1 protein-coding gene is annotated in these 641 nt (G+C 70.2%); it reads left to right on the forward strand.

The genetic code is table 11. The annotated features are described in order from the left end of the window. A partial coding sequence (locus tag G7A99_RS23505) for an ABC transporter permease (protein ID WP_163144465.1) occupies positions 1–641 on the forward strand: 641 nt, incomplete at both ends.

Below are 641 nucleotides of genomic sequence, written 5' to 3' on the forward strand. Positions count from 1 at the left end.
CTGTGGGAGCTGACGCTGCGCAGCGGGCTGCTGCCCGGCACCCTCGTGCCGCTGCCCTCGGCGATCCCCGGTGTGCTCTGGCTCGAGCTCTCCGACGGCATCTGGTTCGAGGTCGTGGGCTCCAGCCTCGCGCACTACAGCGTGGGCCTGCTGGTGGGGTCCGTACTGGGCATCCTCGTGGGCGTGTCGGCGGCGCTGCTGCCGCGCTTCGATGCCGCCCACGCGTGGCTGGCGCGGCTGCTGCGCCCGATCCCGCCGCTGGCCTGGATCCCCTTCGCCATCATATGGTTCGGCGTCACCCCGACGGCGGCGGCGTTCATCATCAGTATCGGGGTCTTCTGGATCAACTACTTTGCCAGCTACAGCGCCGTGCGTTCCGTCGACCCCGGCTATGACGAGGTCGCGCGGGCGTTCGGGCAGCACGGCTTCCTGCCCCGGCTCGCCAAGGTCAACCTGCCCGCGGCGTCGCCCGGCATTCTCGGTGGCCTGCGTGCCGGCCTGGGCCAGGGCTGGATGACGGTGGTGGCCGCCGAGCTGTTCGGCATCCCGGGCATCGGCCAGCGCATGATGGAGGCCTCCAGCCTGCTGGCGACGGATATCGTGGTGGTCTACATGCTCACCATCGCCGCCCTTTACGCGCT

The organism is Arhodomonas sp. KWT (assembly GCF_010993615.1).